The sequence below is a fragment of the Faecalimonas hominis genome (assembly GCF_054660755.1).
Genome location: NZ_BAAHSH010000029.1, coordinates 97543 through 116883 on the forward strand (window position 1 = coordinate 97543; position 19341 = coordinate 116883).

Consider the following 19341-nt stretch of genomic DNA (forward strand, 5'->3'; position numbering starts at 1 on the left):
GAAAACACGTCCCACACCTTTTGACTTTGTAACTTTTCTATTGAATAAAAGGGTTCTGCTGTCTTTCATATCCGATAGAAGTCGCTCCCATATGTCCCGGATAAACTATCGTTTCGTCCGGCAGGCACATTAATTTCTCCTTAATAGAACGAATCAGTGCAGATGTACTGCCTGTCGGAAAATCTGTCCTCCCTACCGACGCATAGAACAATGTATCGCCGCTAAACAAAACTTCTTCCTCTTTTACATAATAACACGCACTTCCCTTCGTATGTCCCGGTGTATGTATCACCTGAAAATCATATCCAATCAGGTTCAACATTTGTCCGTCCTTTACATACTGCGCCTTTGTAAAAACATAGCCTTCCGTATAAGTTTTAGACTGATTCAAAACTGCATCTTCAATCAGTTCCTTTTCTTCCTCATGAACATAAACAGGAACATCAAACATTTGCAGCAGTCCGTCCAATCCTAAAATGTGGTCAAAGTGTCCGTGTGTAAGAAGAATTCCTTTGACATTCAGTTTTTCTTCCAAAAGATAGTCTTTCAGGTTCTTTGAACAGGCACCCGGATCTATAAGAATCGCCTCTTTTGTTGTTTCATTATGAACTACATAACAGTTGGTGCTGATTATTCCCGTTACAATTGTTTTAATTCTCATCTTTATCTCCTAACTTACCGCACGTTCTATATCAATAACTCCGTCTATCTGACGAAGTTTCTCCGCCACTTTTGCAAGTTCTTCCCTTCCATGTACAATGAAACCAATCTCCAGTGTCACTTTTCCCTGTTTACTCGTTCGGGCGTTCATTGATTTCACATCAATTTTGTTTTCCGTAAACACTTTTGAGATTTCCATAAGGAATCCGGTTCTATCCATTGCATACATGCGGATTTCTGCCATATACTGACCTGTCCCCTTCTCTTCTTCCTGCTCCCACTCTGCATCTATCAGTCTTGCGCGTTCGCTCTCCGACAGATGAATAATGTTTACGCAGTCTGTTCTGTGAATGGACATTCCTCTTCCCCGTGTGACAAATCCTACAATTTCATCTCCCGGAACAGGATTACAACATCTTGAAAAACGAACTGCCATATCGTCAATCCCTTTAACAACAATACCGCTCTTTGATTTCGTCACATGCACTTTATTTTTGGCGGCCTCAGACACTTTTTCCAAAATTGTTTCATCTGTAATCGCCTCTTTATGCTCTTTATTGTACTCTTCCAAAAGGCGGTTGATAATCTGTCCTTCTTTTAAACCGCCATGCCCCAGCGCTGCCAGCACAGCTTCCCAATCTCTAAAACCATATTTCTGCTGTACGACCTGCATATATTTTGGTTTAGTCAAATCACTTAACACAAGCGCTCTCGCCCTGCAGTATGCGGCGAGCATTTCTTTTCCCCGCACAATATTTTCTTCTTTGAACTCTTTTTTAAACCACTGATTAATCTTGTTTCTCGCCTGTGTACTCTTCACAATATTTAACCAGTCACGGCTAGGACCTTTTGAGTTCTGCGAAGTGAGTACTTCTATTCTGTCACCATTTTGGATTTTATAATCAATCGGAACTAGTTTGCCGTTCACTCTTGCTCCGACCATTTTATTGCCTACCGCACTGTGAATTGCATAGGCAAAATCCACAGGCGTTGAACCATTAGGCAGATTCTTCACATCTCCATTCGGCGTAAAACAGTATACATCTTCCGCAAACAAATCCAAATCTCCTTTTAACAGAGATAGAAACTCACGGTTATCCGTATCCTGCTGCCACTCAAGAATCTGTCTGAGCCAACTCAGTTTTTCTTCCGCGCGGGTTGCCACACTCTTCTCACTTCCGCCGCTCTCTTTATATTTCCAGTGAGCAGCAATACCGTATTCCGCCGTCTTATGCATTTCCACTGTACGAATCTGAATCTCGAAAGGCTGACCTGCCGGTCCCATCAGAGTCGTATGCAAAGATTGATACATGTTTGGTTTCGGCATTGCGATATAATCCTTAAAACGCCCCGGTATAGGAGTGTACATCTCATGTATTGCTCCCAACGCAGCATAGCAGTCTTTTACCGAGTCGACAATAATGCGAATTGCAAACAAATCATAAATCTGGTCTACCGTTTTATCCTGATTTACCATTTTTTTGTAAATACTGAAGAAATGTTTTACTCTTCCATACACTTCCGCTTTGATATTCGCATTTTTCATATGCGTGGAAACTTCTTCCACAATCTGCTGTACAAACTCTTCTCTCTCGGTCTTTCTCGCATTAATCTGATTGACCAAATCATAAAATACGTCCGGCTGGGAATATTTTAACGCCAAATCATCTAACTCCGTCTTAATCTTGGAAATACCAAGACGCTGTGCGATCGGAGCGTAAATATCCATTGTCTCTCTCGCCTTTTCCTTCTGTTTCTCCGGACGCATAAACTGTAATGTGCGCATATTGTGTAATCTGTCCGCAAGTTTAATCAGAATAACACGAATATCTTTCGCCATTGCAAGAAACATCTTTCTTAAATTCTCCGCCTGCACTTCCAGTTTGTCTGCCGAGTAGGACAACTGTCCCAACTTTGTTACTCCATCTACCAGCAGCGCAACTTCACTTCCGAACTCTTCCGTGATTTCTTCTTCCGTCATAACCGTATCTTCCACGACATCATGAAGAATTCCCGCCGCTATTGTTTCTTTATCCAATTCCAAATCGGCAAGAATCAATCCAACCCATGTAGGGTGAATGATATATGCTTCTCCCGATTTACGCACCTGCCCCTCATGTGCTTCCTTTGCAATCCTATATGCTTTCTCAATCAGTGAAATATCTGTAGACGGGTGGTATTTCCTAATTCTTGCAATCAGGGCATCGTACAATTGATCTGAATCCTGATAATCCTCCGGTGCTTTTACCGCATGACCGTCAACAATTTCTAAATTTTGATACGGATTCTCCACGATGTTGTTCTGTGCCATAATGATACCTCCCTCTTTTTCTTACTCTAATTACCCGGATAAGTAATTACCGCTTCCATCTGATAATCCTTTAATCTCTTTCTTCCTTCCAAACCTGCCAATTCAATCAGACATACAATTTTAACGACTTCTCCGCCCATTCCTTCAATGAGTTTGATAATGGCTTCCATCGTCCCTCCGGTTGCCATCAAATCATCTATAATAACAACTTTCTGTCCCGGTTTTATGGAGTTCTTGTGCATCTCAATCTCTGCACTTCCATACTCTAAATCATATTGAATGGAAACCGTCTCACACGGCAGTTTTCCTTTTTTACGAACAGGAATAAAAGGTTTACCCATATTATATGCAATCGGAACTCCGAAAATAAATCCTCTTGATTCAGGTCCTACGACAACATCAAAGTCACCTTCCCCTATATTTTCCTGCATTAAATCGATTGCCAGACGCAATCCTTCAGCATCTTCCAAAACACTTGTAATGTCTCTGAAAATAATTCCCTTTTCCGGAAAATCCGGAATACTTCTTATATACTCTTCTATTGGCTTCATCTTTCCTGCCTCCAATTTTCTACAAAATATGTATATTATTATATCACTTTTCTAACGTAAATCCAATAACTATTGATAATTCTGTATGACAATCTGCAGCGTTTTCCGCCCCATATATTCATTGACAGTCGGATAATATGTAATGTTTATTTTCCCGTTTTTGTTTTCGATTGTATCCATAACTCTCCCGACATCACCGAAATACATTCCTTCCATCTCTGTTCCATACATATCGGAAAGCTGCAGTTTCAACACATTTTTATTTTTTCCTAATATTCTTGTTCCCCTTATCTGTATATCCTTTTCGGCAAATACAGGTTTAGGATTCCCTTTTCCAAAAGGCTCTAAACATTCCAGTTCCTCAATAAGCGTTTCACTTACATAGGAAAGCGGCAACTGCATGTCAATAGAAACTTTTTCGTACAATTCGTCCTCACTTAACTCACAGTTTTCATTTAATCTTTTCCGGAATAAATCAATGTTCTCAATCGGAATGGAAAGCCCTCCGGCTAGTTTATGTCCACCGAATTTCTCAAGTAAATCTTTGCACTTATTCATTTCCTCATACATATGATAAGCATCTATTGAACGGCCTGAGCCTTTTGCCCCCTCCTCCGCATTCGTCAGAACAAAAGTAGGTCTATAATATTTCTCGCGGATTCTTCCCGCAACAATTCCCGCAAGACTTTCGTGGCAATCCGGAAGATAAATCACCAGCACTGTATCCTCTTTTAGAGAAGTATTTTCCACCTGCTCAACCGCCTCTTCAACAGCCTCCGCCGTCATCTCTTTTCGACTGTCATTCAGCGCCTTTAAATCTCCTGCAAGTATATCCGCATCAGCCTTTGTTTTTGCCCGCAATAGTTCTAATGCTCTCTTAGCCGTATCCAATCGCCCGCTGGCATTTAAACACGGTCCAATCACAAAACCGATATGATATGACGACAATCTGTCCAATTCCATTCCCGTACATTCTATAAGTGATTTCAAGCCCAAATTTTTTGTCTTCTTTATCTTCTCCAGTCCATATTTCACAAAAATGCGGTTTTCTCCGATTAGATCCATGACATCGCCCACAGTGGCAATCGCCACATTTTCAATAAGATACTCTATCTCTCCCGCATCTCTTCCTTCCACATTAAACAACGTTTCCACCAGTTTATACGCAACACCGGCTCCACATAAATGTGGGAAAGGATATTCACAGTCTTCTCTTTTTGGGTCTATCACCGCGTCAGCGTGTGGGAGAAGATAGCGTATTCCTTCCTCCGTCTCCTCGTACGGCACTTCATGATGGTCTGTCACAACAATCGTCATGCCAAGACTTTTCCCATAGGCGATTTCTCCCCCGGCAGCAATGCCATTGTCACATGTGATAATCGTGTCCACACCGTCCTCGAACGCTCTGTCAATTAAAGTTTTATTCAACCCATACCCGTCTTTCATTCTGTCCGGAATATCCACACTTACGTCCCCGCCAAGTTTTTCTATCCCTTCCAGCAAAATGTATGTGGCGTTAATTCCGTCAATATCGTAATCTCCTATAATCCGAATCGATTTTCTTTCCTGAATCTTTTCTCTAATAATGTCAACGGCCACAGACATATCTTTCATCAGTATACCATCATATAAATTTTCCACATTTCCATTCAGGTAAAATTGTATTTCATCATCTCCCACTATATCCCTATTGCGGATAAGTCTGGCGATAACCGGATTGATATGGAACTTTTGACTGATTTTTTGAAAATCAGCGCCTTTTCGTGTTAAAAACCATTTTTCCATCTGTTTTCCTGCCTTTATCCATAAGACGAAACGGGGGATTAACCAATCCCCCGTCCTGTCTTTTTCTTATTTTTTCACGAATTTTTTCTTCAGTACATACCACAATGAACCTGTGATGCAAACTGATGAGTACGCTCCCACAACTACACCTACCATAAGCGGTGCTGCAAATTCTTTTACAGAACTTACACCTAAAACATAAAGTACCGCTACCATGACAAATGTTGTAAATGATGTATAAATACTTCTTGTGAGTGTCTGTGTAATACTCTTATTAACCACATCTTCAAGACTGTCTTTTCTGCGTCCTGCTTTTAATTCTTCACGAATTCGGTCGAAGATAACGATCGTCGCATTGATTGAATATCCGACAATTGTCAGCATACATGCGATAAATGTATTACCAACGGAAACTCTTGCGATTGCATAGAACGCCAATACAACTAATACGTCATGAAGTAATGCAATAATCGCACTGCTTGCAAATCTAAAGTCTTTAAATCGCAGCCAAATGTAAATAAGCATGCATACCGTTGCAATCAATACGGCGACAATAGCGTCCGATCTCATTTCCGAACTTACCGTTGAACTGATGTTGCTGTAAGTAATTTTTTTCTCATCTACTTTAAAGTTATCAACAAGCGCTTTATTTAACGCTTCACGTTTATCCAAATCCAATGCCTGTGTTTTTATGATAACCTGTTTTGTTCCTTTAACTTTCTGCATCTGCACATTTTTGTCACCTGTCACTTTTTCAATAACCGGTGTCACTTTTGAATCTAACTCTTTGATAGAGAAGTCTTCATTAAAGGTTACATTTGTTGAAGTACCGCCTTTAAATTCAAGGCTGTAATTTAAAATATCATTACCCTGTGATTTCTGAACGCCCATTGCTACAAAACCGCTCAATGCAAGCGCAATAGAAACGGCAAAACAAATTTTTCTCTTTCCGAGGAAATTAATTGTTTTTCTTTCTTTCTGAACGCCGTATAATTTTTCGCTTTTAAGTCCCACTGCATAGAATGCAAAAATAATTATACGTGTTACAACAAGCGCCGTAAACATAGAAACAACGATACCTAAAGCCAATGTCTGTGCAAATCCTTTTACAGTACCTGTTCCTTTCAATCCCAATACCAAAGCAGCGATTAAAGTAGTGATATTTCCATCTAAGATAGCAGATAACGCTTTTTGGAAACCTTTTTTCAACGCTGTCTTAACATTTTTACCTTCTCCCAACTCTTCTTTTACTCTGGCGAAGATAATAACGTTTGCATCTACTGCCATACCGATACCGAGAATAATACCTGCAATACCCGGTAATGTTAATGTAATGTCAAATGCGTTTAATAATACAAGAATAATTCCTGTGTAAATGCATAACGCAATACTTGAAGCAAGTCCCGGAAGGAGATATACAGCACACATAAATACAAAGATGATTGCCAATCCGATTGCACCTGCCATCAAACTCGTGCTGATTGCTTCTTCACCGAGCTGCGCACCTACAACGCTTGAGTTAATCTCTTCCAACTCAACCTGAAGTCCACCGATACGGATAGTTGAAGCAAGTTCTTCCGCTTCCTCATATGTAAATGAACCTTCGATAACAGCCTGTCCGTTTGTAATTGCACTGTTTACCGTAGGACTGCTGATAACCTGTCCGTCATATACGATGGAAATCGGCTTTCCTAAATTTTTCTCCGTTGCCTCAGCAAATTTCTTTTTACCTTCTTTTGTCATCTCAAGCGAAACCATGTTCTTTTTATTTCCGGAATTATCTTCCTGAATCTGTGCTGTCGCACTCTTAACATCTGTTCCATCCAATACAACGTTTCCTTCAGAATCCTGGAATTCCAATGAACCCGGTTTTCCAAGTTCTTCCAACACTTTGTTTGCATCTGTTACACCCGGGATCTCGATAGAGATACGGTCATCACCTTCCTGGTAAACCCCTGCCTCCGTGCTGTACTGTTCAACACGTTTCTGCAATTTGTAAACAGTATCGCTCATTTCTTTTTCTGTCGGTTTTTCACCTTTTGCCTGGTAAGTAATACTTACCCCTCCTGCCAGGTCAAGACCTAACTTAATGTTTTTTGCCGCCCCAATATGTCCGCTTCCGAATCCGACAGCTGTTGTGAATACGAGAAGTCCTGTCAGAACAGTCACTAGGAGCAGGCTGATGACGCCTTTGCTTTTTTTCATTTTTTACACCCTTTCCTTATCTGCTAATGCAGCTTTTATCATAATTGCGCATTCCACACGTTTTCTCTCCATTTCACAACTTACATCGTATGCATTGTGAATAGAACCGTGGAATTTATATGAATTTGCCATGCAGCCGCCACTGCAATAAAATTTCGCAAAGCATTTTTTACATTTCTCTTTTGAATATACACTGCAGCCTCTGAATTCGTCCGCAATTTCAGGTTTCGTAATTCCCTCATCGACATTTCCCATAAGGAAATCTTCTTCACCTACAAACTGATGACACGGATATAAATCTCCCCACGGAGTAACAGCTAAATATTCCGTTCCCGAACCACAACCTGATAAACGTTTCGCAACACAAGGACCTCCGTCCAAATCAAGCATAAAGTGGAAGAATGCAAATCCTTTTCCTTCTTTTTCACGTTTAACCATTTCTTTTGCCAGTGCATCATACTCTTCAAAAATCTGTGGAAGATCCTTTTCTCTAATCGAATAGAAATCACTCTCTTCTCCCACTACCGGCTCAATGGAAATCTGTTCAAATCCTAAATCCGCAAAATGCAAAACGTCTTTTGAAAAATCAAGATTATCTCTCGTAAATGTTCCTCTGATATAATATTTCTGCTGGTTACGGCTATCTGCAAGTTTCTGGAATTTTGGAACGATCAAATCGTAACTTCCTTTTCCATTTCTGAAAGGACGCATCTTATCGTTGACTTCCTTTCTTCCGTCCAGACTTAACACCACGTTATCCATTTCTTTATTAACAAATTCCTGTACTTCATCATTTAAAAGCACACCGTTTGTTGTCAAAGTGAATCTGAAGTTTTTGTTATGTATTTTCTCCTGCTCTCTTCCGTAGGCAACTAAATCTTTTACAACCTGCCAATTCATTAATGGTTCTCCGCCAAAGAAATCCACTTCCAAATTTCTTCTGTTACCCGAATTTGCAATAAGAAAATCTAATGCTTTCTTCCCTACTTCGTATGACATTAACGCCCTTCGTCCGTGATATTCTCCTTCTTCCGCAAAACAATATTTGCAGGCCAGGTTACAGTCATGAGCAATGTGAATGCAAAGCGCCTTTACAACTGTCTTTCTTTTCTTCACTTCTCCTATATATTCTTCGTAAACGTCCTTTGTGAATAATTGTCCTGCTTTTACAAGTTCTTTAATATCTTCAAATGCCTCAGCAATCTCTTCCACCGGATATGTCTCTCCCAAGTCCGTTTCCATCTTCTCCAGCGTTTCATTCTGCTCAAGCAATTCCATATTATCTTCCACGCCTAGTTTATTCAAATAGTCGATAATATCGTAACACATATCGTCCACCACATGAACAGAGCCGCTGTTGACATCTAAGACAATATCGTACCCGTTATTCTTGTACTGATGAATCACAATTTTTCTCCTTTCCTTATGTAAACATTTTCTGCCTTAACAAGAAAAAACAGCGACCGAAGCCGCTGCCCAGTTCTGACTATGCAATCGCTATTATTTCTTCTGTTCGCAAGTCTGATTTCCTACTGTGCATGATGTCTTACATGCTGACTGGCAAGATGTCTGACATTCTCCACAGCCACCTTTTTTCACTGTATTATTTAATGTCTGTGCATTTAATGTTTTGATGTGTTTCATATCAATTCCTCCTTGATTATACATTAACTTGTTTCATTATAACACAGTACATTCCGTTTTTAAAGTCTTTTTTGCAACTATTCAGCCGTCAATTCGAGTTTGCACGGCTGAATAATTATCATACCCCGAACGAAAACCTGTTTGTAAACGAAGGGTTATGAAACCATTCCGCCAAGCATTCCGCCTCCCGCACAGAGTAAAAGTGTCGTTATCAGATTTGTTCCGTTGCTCTGCAATTGATGATTGACCGCAAAGGAAACGGCAAAAAGCAGCAGAAAATAGATTACGCCTAAAATAAGCCCCCAAACGAACCGCTGTTCTTCGACAAGTTTTCCCATAATGAATCCGCCTGTAAAAGTGGAAATAACATATGTCGCAATAATTCCCATAGTCACTTTTTGCTCGTCTAAATCTATTTTATACAGTAAAAGTGCCAGTATCATCAGCAGAACCCCCGTCACCACATACCCTGCCAACAACGCCTTTAACAGCCATATCCCTTTTGATTCTTTTTTCTCTTTCTTCCCCACAAAAACTCCTCCTTCACCTCTGTTCTAACACAATGTATGATTGTCCGAGGAGTTTTATACCTTTACTGCTCCATTTGTTTTCCTAAAAATCCGGCCCCTGTCTGCGCCAGTATCCTCTCTAAGTCACCAAATTTTTTACCGTCATTTTTGTCAAGCAAAATAACCGCTCCAATCACGTCCCCACCACATATGACGGGACTGACCGCCTGAGAAGTATACTCACGCATTTCTCCATCAACAATTTTCACATAGTTTTTGCTTCCGCACTCCGCCACAAAAGATTTTCTCATTTCCATCACTTTTCTTAATTCATGAGTTATTCCTTTTTCTAAAAGAGATTTTTTCCCACTTCCCGAAACCGCAACTATCTGCTCCGTATCCGCAATACAGACCGTATACCCTGTCGCCGCCGACAAACTATCCGCATACTCGCACGAAACACTGTGCAATTCTCCGATTGGAGAATATTTTTTCAAAATAACCTCACCGTTTCTGTCCGTAAAAATTTCCAGAGGATCGCCCTCTCTTATTCTTAATGTTCTTCGTATTTCTTTTGGAATAACAACTCTGCCCAAATCATCTATTCTTCTTACAATCCCTGTTGCTTTCATCTTCTTTTCCTCCATTATTCTTTTCCGATTTGGAAATAGTATCTGTAAATGGAAAATTTTTATTCATTTTGAAATACAAAAACAAACATTGACTTTAACCGGTCATCTTTTATAATGAAAGTATATGATTTTAAGGAGGTAGAAAAATGAGTAAAATAGACGAAGTGAGAAGTGCAATGGTAACTGCCATGAAAGCAGGGGACAAAGAAACAAAAGAGACTTTATCCATGCTTTTATCCGCATTAAAAAACAAAGCTATTGAAAAACGTGCCGACCTCTCAGCCGAGGAAGAGACACAGGTTATCATGAAAGAAATCAAACAGACAAAGGAAACTTTAGAAATGACACCAGCCGACCGCACGGAAATTGTTGATGAATGTAAAAAACGTCTCGCCGTTTTAGAGCAGTACGCACCAAAGATGATGGGTGAAGAGGAAATCAAATCCGTTATCGACGCCACTCTCGCAGAACTTGGCATCGACGCTCCTACACCGAAAGACAAAGGACGGATTATGAAAGAGTTAATGCCTAAAGTGAAAGGGAAAGCCGACGGAAAATTAGTAAACGACTTACTTCTCTCTTTGATGAACTAAATAGTTAGGGCGGGATTAAAATCCCGCCCCATTATTTTATCTCTTATTTCTGTTCTGTGGATTCCTGCTGTTCAACCGTCTTTAAAGTTACTCTCTGTTTAGAGAAACTGATTTTCTTCCACTCTTTGTTGTCTACATCAATTTTCGTATCTTTCAGGAATTTGTCCACTAATTCTTCGTATTTCTTATTTTCACGTTCCGCAATAATTGTCTGTTTTTTTTCATCTGTCGCTTTTCTGTCCAACACGCTCGTCACTTTTGCAACATAGTATCCCGATGGCGCTTCAACTACGCCTGTCATCTCTCCCGCTTTTAATTTGTCAACTTCTTTAATCAAAACTTCTGAAGGATCAACATCGTCTGCGTCAAATGTTTTTGTTACCGCTTCATATCCGCTTTCTTTTGCATATGCCGCAAAATCTGCCTGTGTTTTTGCACCTTCCTGGAATTTTGTTGCTTTTTCTTTCAATGTCTTTTTCTCATCATCGCTTATTGTAGAAGAAGTTCCATTTTCTTCCGTCTTTGTAAATGTGAAAAATACATACTGCATACTCTTTTGAGCTGCTTCTTCGTCGCTTACGTTCTTATCAACATCTGCCGTCATCGCTTCTCTCATCTTGTCCTGAATTGTAAGAAGTTCCAACACTCTGCTTACCGTCTCTTTATCTGCTGAAACCACTTCTTTCGCAGCGTCTTTATTTGCTTTCAGAAATTCTTCCGCAGTCTTATCAATCTTCTGTTTCTCTTCAGCAGTCAATTCCACTTTGTAATCTTTCATATGGTCTTCCAGTACATACAAAGTTTTCAGCGTCTCTAAAATTCTTTTCTTCATTGTATCTTCCATTGTTTCAGATTCCGCCATCTCTGATTCCCACATATCATCGCCCATATATGTGCCATATTGCGCCTCAGCCATCGCCTGCTGATATCTGGCAAAGAAGTTTGCAACTCCCATAGATACCTTATCTTTGCCAACCGTCATTAATGTCGCCTCGTTATTTATTTTTCCGCACCCTGTAATTGCTGTTGCAGACATAGCGACCACTGTCATCAACGCAACCATCTTCTTTCTTGTATTACCCATAACGTCCTCCTTAGTTTTACTAACCTCATTATTATATCGTTTTTTTCTTATTCTATCAATCCCTTTATCCCACTTATCACACTTTTTACACATTCAAGTATATTTTCATCTTTCTCTCTTTTGTTCTTTCCCTTTTTCTGATAAATAAAGTATGGATTTGTCTCGATTTTAAAAGTCAAATCTCCTTTATATTTCTGCAGAAGAACCGGAATGCGCTCCGCACACACTTTTGCTTTTTCATACATGGTGAATTTATATTGCTCACCTTTTTGTTCAATAGAAATAATATACGCACTGTGGGCAAGCGCTTTCACGGAAGCAATATGAAGTAACTGCTGCACCTTTTTCGGAATATCTCCGAAACGGTCAATCAGTTCTTCCACCATATCGTCCATTTCTTCCTCATTTTCAATACTGGCGATTCTCTTGTAAATATCCAGTTTCTGATACTCATTTGGTATATACGAAGACGGAATATAGGCATCTACATTTAAGTCTACCGTCGTCGTGTAAGTCTCTTCTTCCATTTCTCCTTTCAAATGTTTTACTGCCTCATTTAACATTTTACAGTACAAATCATATCCAACCGCCTCCATATGGCCATGCTGCTCCGCTCCAAGAAGATTACCGGCACCGCGGATTTCCAAATCACGCATGGCAATTTTAAATCCCGATCCCAAATCAGTAAATTCCCTGATTGCGGAAAGCCTCTTTTCTGCCACTTCTTTCAATAACTTGTCTCGCTTATACAGCATAAACGCATACGCCATTCGATTGGAACGTCCTACCCTTCCACGCAGTTGATACAGTTGGGAAAGTCCCAGTTTATCCGCCTCGTGAATAATCATTGTATTTGCATTTGAAATGTCAAGCCCCGTCTCAATAATTGTAGTGGACACAAGAACGTCTATCTCACCGTTGATAAAATCATACATAATTTTCTCCAACTGATGTTCACTCATCTGCCCGTGAGCATAAGTCACTGCCGCCTCCGGAACAAGACTTTGAATCCTGTCCGTAATCTCTTCAATGTCTTTTACTTTATTGTAAACATAATAAACCTGTCCCTGTCTTGACAGTTCTCTCTGAATCGCTTCACGCACCATTTCATCGTTGTATTCCATGACATACGTCTGAATAGGGATTCTGTCCATCGGCGCTTCTTCCAGAACGCTCATATCCCTGATGCCAATTAAACTCATGTGGAGTGTTCTTGGAATCGGTGTTGCCGTCAGTGTCAATACGTCTATATTTTCCTTTAACTTTTTAATCTTTTCTTTGTGCTGTACACCAAAACGCTGTTCCTCATCAATAATCAAAAGCCCCAAATCTTTAAACTTCAGATCATCACTCAACACTCTGTGCGTTCCTACAATAATATCAACTAACCCTTTTTTCGTATCCTCTATTGTCTTTTTCTGTTGTGCCGGTGTACGGAAACGGCACATTAAATCAACTCTTACGGGAAATTCTTTCATTCTCTGTACAAACGTATTGTAATGCTGCTGAGCCAAAATCGTTGTAGGAACCAAGTACACGACCTGTTTATTTTCCTGTACCGCTTTAAATGCCGCCCGGATAGCCACTTCCGTTTTTCCGTAGCCAACGTCCCCACAGATCAGGCGATCCATGATTTTATTACTTTCCATATCCCGCTTTGTCGCCTCTATGGCTAACATCTGATCCTCCGTCTCCTCAAACGGAAACATTTCTTCAAATTCTTTCTGCCAAACCGTATCCGGTCCGTACACGAAACCTTCCTCTCTCTGTCTTGCCGCATATAATTCCACAAGGTCTTTCGCAATCTCCCTGACTGCTCCTCTGACTTTTGTTTTCGTCTTTGTCCACTCCTGCGTGCCAAGACGGTTCAACTTCGGTTTCTTCGCATCTGCACTTGCATATTTCTGAATCAAATCCAACTGCGTTGCAGGAATATAGAGATTTCCGCCCCCTGCATAGGAAATTTTCATATAGTCTTTTGATGTCTTATCCACATCAATCTTTTCAATTCCCTGATATATCCCCAGACCGTGATTTTCATGGACAACATAATCTCCTATTTTCAGTTCAGAGAAACTTTGTATCTTCTGCCCTTCATAAACTTTTCGCTTACGCTTTTTCTTTCCTTTTCCGAAAATGTCCGTCTCTGAAATCACCGTAAATTTCAACATCGGATACTCATATCCTTCGGCCACATGACCAAAAGAAACTAAAATTTCTCCCTCCTGCACAAGACGGTCTTTTTCCTCACTATAAAAACTACTCAGATTATAATCTCGTAAATCCTCCGCAAGACGTCTCGCCCTCGTTCTTGAACCCGAGAGAAGAATTACCCGATAACCGTTTCGTTTCAACCGTTTCAAGTCTCTTGTGAGCATCTCAAAACTGTTGTTATAAGGATTGACGCTCTTTGTGTGAAGACTGTACAGATTATTTGTCTTAAACTCCCTCGTCCGTATTTCCAGCGCTGAAAACCCTATACAGTAGTACTCATTCATCTTATCTATAACCTGCTTTGTCCGATAAAGCGGTATTCTGACGTCTGAAATCTCACACCCTGCCTCCATACGATTTTTCTGGGCTTCCAAATATTCTTCTTCCACGCCCATTCCTTTTTCCATCAGTCTTGCCGGTTCATCTAAAAATACCATCGTTTCTTCTACAGGAAAATATTCCAAAAAAGAAACTCTTTTTCCCTCTTCTTCCGGAAAATCCGTCGCCGGATAAATGACAATCTCCTCAAGATTCTCTATGGAACGCTGACTCTCCACATCAAATGTACGAATGGAGTCAATCTCATCGTCCCAAAATTCAATACGAATCGGAACTTCTTCCGTCAAAGGGTAAATATCAATAATCCCCCCACGCACGGCAAACTGCCCCATGCCGTCAATCTGTACCTCTCTGTCATATCCAAGCGCTGCCACTTTTTCTTTTAACGAATCAAAATCTACCGTATCCCCGACTTTCAGAGTAAAAATTCTTTCTTGAATTTTTGGGAGCGGTAACAGTGAATCCATAAATCCGTCAAACTCAGTAATAACAGTCACCTTTTCCTCTGTCAAAACCGCCTGTATCACTTCCAACCTCTGTTTTACCAACGCCTTTCCACGCAAATCCGCCTGATAAAATAAAAGGTCTTTCGGCGGATAATAGTATACTTTTTCGTCTAAAAACTTGTATTCTTCGTAAATCTGTTTCGCTTTTGCTTCACTTGAAACAGCGATGATTCGATATGTTGAATCATCGCCAAGAGCATACATCAAATGTGTTTTTTGAGAATTGACACAACCGGCAATCTGTATCATTCCCTTTTGTTTTTTCTTTTCTTTCTGTATTTCTTCAAACTCCGCCAGTTCCTTAAGCGGTTCTACAAAAGCCTGCATATATCCTCCTTCTTCTATTTTGTTTTCTTGTTAAACTCATTCATAGCCGTTTCAATCTCATCATTAACCATTAACTCTATCGCCTTAACCGCATTCTGATAGCCGTCCTCCATGACTTCTCTTTCCGCTTTGGAAAAATGTCCCAAAACATAGCCTGCCAAATCATACTGTTTCGGTTTTTCACCTACTCCCACTTTAATTCTCGGAAATACAGAATGCCCCAAGTGGGCAATGATATTTTTAATTCCATTATGTCCTCCCGCACTTCCTTTTTTGCGAATGCGGAGTTGTCCCACATCAAGACTTATATCATCATAAATTACGATTAATTCCTGTTCTTCATCAATCTTAAAATAATCTACAAGACTTCTCACACTCTCTCCGCTTAGATTCATGTATGTCTGCGGTTTTGCTAAAATAACTTTCTGTCCCGCAATAATACCTTTCCCGCAAAAAGCCCTGTGTTTTCTTATATCCATTGTTATATTATATTTATCTGCAATTGCATCTATGACATCAAATCCCACATTATGACGTGTTCCTTCATATTGGGAAGTTGGATTTCCAAGCCCTACAATAATGTACATTTCGCCACCTCGTTTTCTTTTTATCTTTTTCTATTCTACAAGAACATTTTCTATTTGTCACGCAATGACATGAATATTTTTTTCTTCCATTCATATATTATACAAAGTAAATGATACATTTTCTAATATATATAGATGAGGAGGGACTTCATGAGTTCAAAAACAAAGATTGTTGTTCTGCATATGAAAGAAATCATTTACACTGCCATTTTTGTCATTTTGGGAATTCTTTTTATTTTACTTTTAGTGTTTATGTTCTTCCCGAAAAATAAAAAAGCATTGGACACTACAAAAGAGTACGCGCCCGGAATTTATACATCTACGGTAAGTCTAAATAACACGGATTTAGAAATAGAGGTTACGGTAGACCAGTCGAAAATTACCTCTATACGTTGTGTCAACCTGAGCGAATCCGTTACGACAATGTATCCGCTGCTACAGCCGACAATCGAAAATATTGCCGAGCAGGTCTGCGAATCACAGTCAACTAAAAACCTTACTTACCCCGAAGATAATCCGTATACTTCCCAAATGATTGTTTCTGCCATTGAGAAAGCGTTGGAAAAAGCCGTAGTCAAATAAACTGCGGCTTTTGGTTTTTAGTTTTTATTGTCACCTTTATTAATTTATTTCTGATTATATTCCAATTGAAATAATTCTGTTTTGTGTTCCTTACATAAAAACAACGTATATCCTTTGAAATGCTGATTATCACCAATAACAACATATCCTGTTTCCAATTCTTTTACAAAATATGGATTTGTTCCTTGTTTAATCATTTCAATTCTATCACATATTCGTTCCCCCTCTAAAACCAATTTGTTTTTTTGTTGGTAAACTGCGGTTTATCCCCATTCTCATAAGGATTGTAGAAATTCAGATTACAACCAAATTCCTTTAAAAAACAAATTTTATTTTCTTCTGTCCATTCAACAAGTGAAACACCATCAAATTCTTCTATCTCTCCATTACTCATTTTATTTCTAAAGTACCATTCCACAACCGTTTGACTGTCCTTATGAAAATATTGTTTTATATCCCATTCATAGACTTTTCCACGTGTATTCCATTCTTCAAACCAATGTTTTACTGTGGAACGATTTGTGTATTTAGGTCCCCAACTTTCAATATAAGTAACATCTTCCGTAAAAATTTCATCAATTCCTAAATCTTTTTGACATAACCACATATCAAACCATAAACGAATTATCCCTTCTCGTTCATTCATAATATCACCTCAGTTTCATCTTACAACATCATAAATAATAACGCAAACTTTTATAGAATTCCTCTGCATTCTTTTTGAATATTCGCCTGAATTGGCACGACTTGTTTATTTATGCCCGCAATCCTTCTCAGTTTTGCGGGCTATAGATTTGATTTACCTAGAAATAACTTAAGATATTTTAGAAATAAATTCCTCTATTGATTCAACTTCAACAGACAGTTTTATCCACTGTTTTAATACTTCCATATCTTTTTCTTCATTAATTTTTTCTGAAAGAGTATCGGGAACTTCTCCGTATTTTGACAGAAATACAATTATGGCTTCAGCCATTCCTTCTCGTCCCTCTTGTCGTCCTTCTTCTCTTCCTGATTTTCTTTCTTCTTTCAATAATTCTTCAAAAAGCATAAAGCGTTCCTCCATTTCCCTATCTTTTTTGATATGTTCTACAAACTTCTGCAACTGCTTTACATATTCATCTTGAAAATCATTTTGGCTTTCCTTTATGTCTGCTTTTACAAACTCTAGAAAACGGACAAGTTCCTCCGGCACTTCTTCTGCATTTTTACCTTTTGTACTTAAAAATACAATCTTTCTTTTGTCCTGTAATTTGGCGTTTGCTGTTTCTTTACATTCCATTTCAAAAGTATATTTGTATTTTCTTTCACCAAACGGGTCAAAATCACAGATAAAAATCACATAACTTTTTGGAAGTTCTTCGTATTCCGAACCGGATAATAACATTTCCATATCCATTTGGCTTTGATAATATCTGCTTCTCAAGCCTAATGAACTTTGGGTTGATACCTGCATTTCCACATTATAGCGGGTATTGTTTTCGTCCTTTGCATATACGTCTAACCGCACACCTTTATACTCCGGGTGATATACGATATTTTTCTCCGCACTGACTTCCACGCGGTCAATTTTCATCTGTAATGCTCTTTCTAAAAAGCCTTTGCAATTTTCCTCATCTAACATCACTGCTGCAAACATAAAATTATCTTTGATGGTAAGATTTTTTAGTTGTTTCTTCATCTAATTTCCTCCATTTACAGAGGAATTCTATAGATTGATTGTAGCAGATAAAAGCGTGTTTGAATAGTATTATTTTATTGTAGTGTATATATGGAACTGGTATAATATGGGGTATGAAGAACTAGATAAATTTAGAGTTGTAAAGGAGCGTTATACAATGGAAAAAAGAAAAATTGTTCGCGGGGTTATATTGGCAGTATTACTGATTTGTACGATGTTTTTGATTTATTCCATAGTAACAGACCCATTAGGAGAACATGATATTATGTTTGCCCTTGCTGTTACCGCTGGATTTATTGCATTAGGACAGGATAAGAAAAAAGAAAGATAAATCCCAGCTTGTAGAACTAAATTTCAAGTTGTAAAGGTAAAATGGCAATGCACCCTAATTTGGTGTTAAAAAAGAAATAGATAAAACGGAAAATTTAAATGTTGGAGAAGGGAATATTAGCCTAAATATAGTAATGCAAGAGGTTCTTGCGTCCGCATTTTTGATATGCAAGAGTCACTTTCTTGAAAAAACCTTGGTTGAATTATAGACTGAAAATATGGAGGTGAAATACATGGATTTTGGAGAACAAATTAAAAGTATTCGTCAAAAAGAAAAATTGACACAAGAACAATTTGCTATGAAACTGAATGTGAGTAGACAAGCCGTTTCAAACTGGGAGAATAACAAAAATCTTCCAGATATAGGAATGCTTATTTTGATGTCTGATGTATTTCAAATATCTCTGGATTATTTGATTAAAGGAGAAAACGAAATGAACAACATGACAGAAAAAGTAATCAAAGATGGAAGTGAAACAAGAAGAGCCAGGTATAATATGGTGTGTTCGATTATAGGTAGTTTCTTGATTTTAATCGGAATCGTACTGCTTCTTGTGAAGGGAATGTCTGTAGAATATATTGATGGACAAGGAATACTGCATGAGAATTTCTTTCTTATCCCAATTGGATTTTTATGCGTGTTTAGTGGTTTAATTTCTTTTATTACAGTTGGTATAACGACACTTATCAGCAAATTGAAAAATAGGAACTCATAATTATAACCCTATTTTCAAGGCAATTTTGCCAATCCATGTGAAAAATATTATTCATATGGATTGGCAAAATTCCAGTTTAGAGAAT

Annotated in this window: 19 protein-coding genes; 4 read left to right on the forward strand and 15 right to left on the reverse strand. The window is 38.8% G+C overall.

Translation table 11 applies throughout. The annotated features are described in order from the left end of the window. Window positions 1–37 precede the first annotated feature (37 nt). The 9 genes from ACYQ35_RS05805 to spoVT form a co-directional block, all read right to left on the reverse strand. Complete coding sequence (locus ACYQ35_RS05805; protein ID WP_009460526.1) at window positions 38–661, reverse strand: MBL fold metallo-hydrolase; 624 nt, start codon at window positions 659–661, stop codon at window positions 38–40. A gap of 9 nt (window positions 662–670) precedes the next feature. Next, window positions 671–2971, reverse strand: coding sequence for a RelA/SpoT family protein (locus ACYQ35_RS05810; protein WP_459831097.1), 2301 nt, complete (start codon window positions 2969–2971; stop codon window positions 671–673). A gap of 26 nt (window positions 2972–2997) precedes the next feature. After that, window positions 2998–3522: an adenine phosphoribosyltransferase gene (locus ACYQ35_RS05815; RefSeq protein ID WP_009460524.1), complete on the reverse strand. Its 525-nt coding sequence runs from the start codon at window positions 3520–3522 to the stop codon at window positions 2998–3000. A gap of 69 nt (window positions 3523–3591) precedes the next feature. Continuing rightward, window positions 3592–5307, reverse strand: a complete 1716-nt coding sequence (recJ, locus tag ACYQ35_RS05820; protein ID WP_459831099.1) for a single-stranded-DNA-specific exonuclease RecJ — start codon at window positions 5305–5307, stop codon at window positions 3592–3594. A 66-nt stretch (window positions 5308–5373) separates the two neighbouring features. Then, window positions 5374–7512 (reverse strand): protein translocase subunit SecDF, encoded by a 2139-nt coding sequence (locus ACYQ35_RS05825; protein ID WP_009460522.1) that lies wholly within the window; start codon window positions 7510–7512, stop codon window positions 5374–5376. A gap of 3 nt (window positions 7513–7515) precedes the next feature. Continuing rightward, window positions 7516–8919, reverse strand: coding sequence for a thioether cross-link-forming SCIFF peptide maturase (scfB, locus tag ACYQ35_RS05830; protein ID WP_459831102.1), 1404 nt, complete (start codon window positions 8917–8919; stop codon window positions 7516–7518). Window positions 8920–9012: 93 nt separating this feature from the next. Continuing rightward, entirely contained in the window at window positions 9013–9156 is a 144-nt protein-coding gene (scfA, locus tag ACYQ35_RS05835) for a six-cysteine ranthipeptide SCIFF (RefSeq protein ID WP_009460520.1), read from the reverse strand. Window positions 9157–9311: 155 nt separating this feature from the next. Then, window positions 9312–9686 (reverse strand): TIGR04086 family membrane protein, encoded by a 375-nt coding sequence (locus ACYQ35_RS05840; protein ID WP_009460519.1) that lies wholly within the window; start codon window positions 9684–9686, stop codon window positions 9312–9314. Window positions 9687–9748: 62 nt separating this feature from the next. After that, window positions 9749–10297 (reverse strand): stage V sporulation protein T, encoded by a 549-nt coding sequence (gene spoVT, locus ACYQ35_RS05845; RefSeq protein ID WP_459831107.1) that lies wholly within the window; start codon window positions 10295–10297, stop codon window positions 9749–9751. Window positions 10298–10443: 146 nt separating this feature from the next. On the opposite strand from spoVT, the gene ACYQ35_RS05850 reads away from it, so the two are divergent. Beyond that, window positions 10444–10890 carry a GatB/YqeY domain-containing protein gene (locus tag ACYQ35_RS05850; RefSeq protein ID WP_009460517.1) on the forward strand — a complete coding sequence of 149 codons (447 nt, stop codon included), beginning with the start codon at window positions 10444–10446 and terminating at the stop codon, window positions 10888–10890. 43 nt (window positions 10891–10933) lie between these two features. Here the strand turns inward: ACYQ35_RS05850 and ACYQ35_RS05855 are convergent, their stop codons facing one another. Genes ACYQ35_RS05855 through pth form a run of 3 tightly spaced genes read right to left on the reverse strand, consistent with a single transcriptional unit; the run spans window position 10934 to window position 15947 of the window. Further along, entirely contained in the window at window positions 10934–11974 is a 1041-nt protein-coding gene (locus tag ACYQ35_RS05855; RefSeq protein WP_009460516.1) for a peptidylprolyl isomerase, read from the reverse strand. Window positions 11975–12021: 47 nt separating this feature from the next. Next, entirely contained in the window at window positions 12022–15360 is a 3339-nt protein-coding gene (gene mfd, locus ACYQ35_RS05860) for a transcription-repair coupling factor (RefSeq protein WP_459831111.1), read from the reverse strand. Window positions 15361–15374: 14 nt separating this feature from the next. Continuing rightward, on the reverse strand, window positions 15375–15947 hold the full coding sequence (pth, locus tag ACYQ35_RS05865; RefSeq protein WP_459831113.1) for an aminoacyl-tRNA hydrolase: 573 nt from the start codon (window positions 15945–15947) through the stop codon (window positions 15375–15377). Between the two features lie 150 nt (window positions 15948–16097). On the opposite strand from pth, the gene ACYQ35_RS05870 reads away from it, so the two are divergent. Next, window positions 16098–16529, forward strand: a complete 432-nt coding sequence (locus ACYQ35_RS05870; protein ID WP_009460513.1) for an FMN-binding protein — start codon at window positions 16098–16100, stop codon at window positions 16527–16529. A 44-nt stretch (window positions 16530–16573) separates the two neighbouring features. Here ACYQ35_RS05870 and ACYQ35_RS05875 read toward each other — a convergent pair whose 3' ends face one another. From ACYQ35_RS05875 to ACYQ35_RS05885, 3 genes are all read right to left on the reverse strand, one after another. Further along, a complete protein-coding gene (locus ACYQ35_RS05875) occupies window positions 16574–16726 on the reverse strand; it encodes a hypothetical protein (protein WP_459831164.1) in 153 nt (50 codons plus the stop codon). Between the two features lie 29 nt (window positions 16727–16755). Then, entirely contained in the window at window positions 16756–17175 is a 420-nt protein-coding gene (locus ACYQ35_RS05880) for a nuclear transport factor 2 family protein (protein WP_009460511.1), read from the reverse strand. Between the two features lie 168 nt (window positions 17176–17343). Beyond that, entirely contained in the window at window positions 17344–18210 is an 867-nt protein-coding gene (locus ACYQ35_RS05885) for an Rpn family recombination-promoting nuclease/putative transposase (protein ID WP_009460510.1), read from the reverse strand. 157 nt (window positions 18211–18367) lie between these two features. Between ACYQ35_RS05885 and ACYQ35_RS05890 the strand changes: the two genes are divergently transcribed. Both ACYQ35_RS05890 and ACYQ35_RS05895 read left to right on the forward strand, forming a co-directional pair. Next, on the forward strand, window positions 18368–18541 hold the full coding sequence (locus tag ACYQ35_RS05890) for a hypothetical protein (protein WP_459831117.1): 174 nt from the start codon (window positions 18368–18370) through the stop codon (window positions 18539–18541). A gap of 232 nt (window positions 18542–18773) precedes the next feature. Continuing rightward, window positions 18774–19256, forward strand: coding sequence for a DUF3955 domain-containing protein (locus ACYQ35_RS05895; protein WP_459831119.1), 483 nt, complete (start codon window positions 18774–18776; stop codon window positions 19254–19256). Window positions 19257–19341 lie beyond the last annotated feature (85 nt).

Coding starts and splice junctions, on each gene's coding strand:
- recJ (WP_459831099.1), bottom strand. CDS start 5,307: ATGGAAAAATGGTTTTTAACACGAAAAGGCGCTGATTTTCAAAAAATC.
- mfd (WP_459831111.1), bottom strand. CDS start 15,360: ATGCAGGCTTTTGTAGAACCGCTTAAGGAACTGGCGGAGTTTGAAGAA.
- ACYQ35_RS05855 (WP_009460516.1), bottom strand. CDS start 11,974: ATGGGTAATACAAGAAAGAAGATGGTTGCGTTGATGACAGTGGTCGCT.
- ACYQ35_RS05825 (WP_009460522.1), bottom strand. CDS start 7,512: ATGAAAAAAAGCAAAGGCGTCATCAGCCTGCTCCTAGTGACTGTTCTG.
- ACYQ35_RS05895 (WP_459831119.1), top strand. CDS start 18,774: ATGGATTTTGGAGAACAAATTAAAAGTATTCGTCAAAAAGAAAAATTG.
- ACYQ35_RS05880 (WP_009460511.1), bottom strand. CDS start 17,175: ATGAATGAACGAGAAGGGATAATTCGTTTATGGTTTGATATGTGGTTA.
- scfA (WP_009460520.1), bottom strand. CDS start 9,156: ATGAAACACATCAAAACATTAAATGCACAGACATTAAATAATACAGTG.
- pth (WP_459831113.1), bottom strand. CDS start 15,947: ATGTACATTATTGTAGGGCTTGGAAATCCAACTTCCCAATATGAAGGA.
- ACYQ35_RS05870 (WP_009460513.1), top strand. CDS start 16,098: ATGAGTTCAAAAACAAAGATTGTTGTTCTGCATATGAAAGAAATCATT.
- ACYQ35_RS05875 (WP_459831164.1), bottom strand. CDS start 16,726: ATGATTAAACAAGGAACAAATCCATATTTTGTAAAAGAATTGGAAACA.
- ACYQ35_RS05815 (WP_009460524.1), bottom strand. CDS start 3,522: ATGAAGCCAATAGAAGAGTATATAAGAAGTATTCCGGATTTTCCGGAA.
- ACYQ35_RS05810 (WP_459831097.1), bottom strand. CDS start 2,971: ATGGCACAGAACAACATCGTGGAGAATCCGTATCAAAATTTAGAAATT.
- ACYQ35_RS05850 (WP_009460517.1), top strand. CDS start 10,444: ATGAGTAAAATAGACGAAGTGAGAAGTGCAATGGTAACTGCCATGAAA.
- ACYQ35_RS05885 (WP_009460510.1), bottom strand. CDS start 18,210: ATGAAGAAACAACTAAAAAATCTTACCATCAAAGATAATTTTATGTTT.
- spoVT (WP_459831107.1), bottom strand. CDS start 10,297: ATGAAAGCAACAGGGATTGTAAGAAGAATAGATGATTTGGGCAGAGTT.
- ACYQ35_RS05890 (WP_459831117.1), top strand. CDS start 18,368: ATGGAAAAAAGAAAAATTGTTCGCGGGGTTATATTGGCAGTATTACTG.
- ACYQ35_RS05805 (WP_009460526.1), bottom strand. CDS start 661: ATGAGAATTAAAACAATTGTAACGGGAATAATCAGCACCAACTGTTAT.